We start from the raw sequence: 1,525 nt of genomic DNA, 5'->3' as shown, positions 1-1,525 counted from the left end.
GGAGGCTTTAAACCATAATTATTTAATTATTAATTAGTTAATTATTCGGTAACTATAGAATTATCATATAAATCTCAGCTAAAAAAATTTGTTTGATAATGAGCTAATCTATAAATTCTATTATAGAAATACCTATACCGAGAGAATTTTTGTATTTCAACGGCATTAACTAAGCTGATTTCAATCTTTTCTTGTTCCTAAAGTCTAGGTTTTGATATTTTTTTACTTAACAGTAGAATTTAATTACTTAGATTAGAAAGAATGACTAAATTTTACTTTTAGCGTACATCAATTCTGGCTAAATTTGCACCTTGGTAATAGTACAACAAAATCTGCTGGTAATTATATCCGTTCCGAGCTAAATTATAAGCTCCCCATTGACTCATTCCTACAGCATGACCAAAACCTTTTCCAGTAATTTTGAAACCGCTTGGAACTTGTTGGCCTTTATTTTTATTAGGAGTAACTATAAATCTGGTACTTTTTAATCCCAAAGCTGCTGTAATATCTGTGCCTTGAAGAGTTTTAACCCCTGCATCCCCTAAAACTTTTATCGTAATCACACTATTGTGAGGAGTAGTAGTCTGAGGTGTCATAGATATAATATTTCCTACACCTGATATTCGCTGTTTCAATTCCGCTTGAGTAAATGATTCTGTCCATTCATAAACTGGGGCATCTTGATCGAAGTCGGGAACCGCCCGTAGATAAGGAAGTGGGTTTGACCAAACATCCTCTACATTTTCTGTGTGGCCTCCAGAAGATGAATGGAATAGAGCTAAAATAATTTGACCATTGTAGGTAAGTACTTGACCTTTAGTGGCATCAACAGCAGCATAAGTACCTTGAGACTCTGTTTTAATTCCTTGATACACTTGCCATAGTTGGTCATTGCCTAAATCGTAGAAATTGCTACTATTTTCTTGACGCTTATTTAAAGCATAGGAGCGAGCTGCAACTGCTTGGGCTTTTAGAGCTTCTTGAGGCCAATTACCGTTCATTTCTGCTCCAATAACACTATATAGATATTGTTCTATATCAACATAATTGATAGCTGTAACTCCTGTTTTACTAGGAATAATGTGAGTACGGCCACGATACCACCGATCGCCTATCCATACATAACCTTCTCCTTTGGGTTCGATCCACATTTGACCAGATACCCAATTGGACAAAGAAACTTTTCCCGATTTTAATTCGGCAGTAAAGCCTTTCGTCGGCTGTAGTTCGCCAATAGCTCTACCCGCACCATCTCTAATTACGGCGCTTGTAGAACTACCAACTTTAACTTCTTTTGCTCCTTCTTGAATGGCAATTCGCAAGACTAGGGAAGCTTGAGCAGGGGCGATCGCTAGTAACCAGAATAGAACAGATGTCCAAAAATAGTGTTTTAGTGGTTTAATAGAACGAGTAATAACAGAAATAAATAACAATCCAGAACTCATTAGATTTTATATTTAGGGTTAACTAAAATGTAGGCAAAAGCCTTAACGAAGTCAGAAGTCAGAAGTCAGAAGTCAGAAGT

General features: G+C 36.3%; 1 protein-coding gene. It reads right to left on the bottom strand.

The genetic code is table 11. The features are described 5' to 3' along the window. Positions 1–278 precede the first annotated feature (278 nt). Positions 279–1,445: a SpoIID/LytB domain-containing protein gene (locus AC3DU7_RS29570; RefSeq protein ID WP_488042818.1), complete on the bottom strand. Its 1,167-nt coding sequence runs from the start codon at positions 1,443–1,445 to the stop codon at positions 279–281. Positions 1,446–1,525: the final 80 nt, after the last annotated feature.

Source organism: Okeania sp. (genome assembly GCF_983059655.1).
This window is presented reverse-complemented; position numbering and strand designations above follow the sequence as displayed.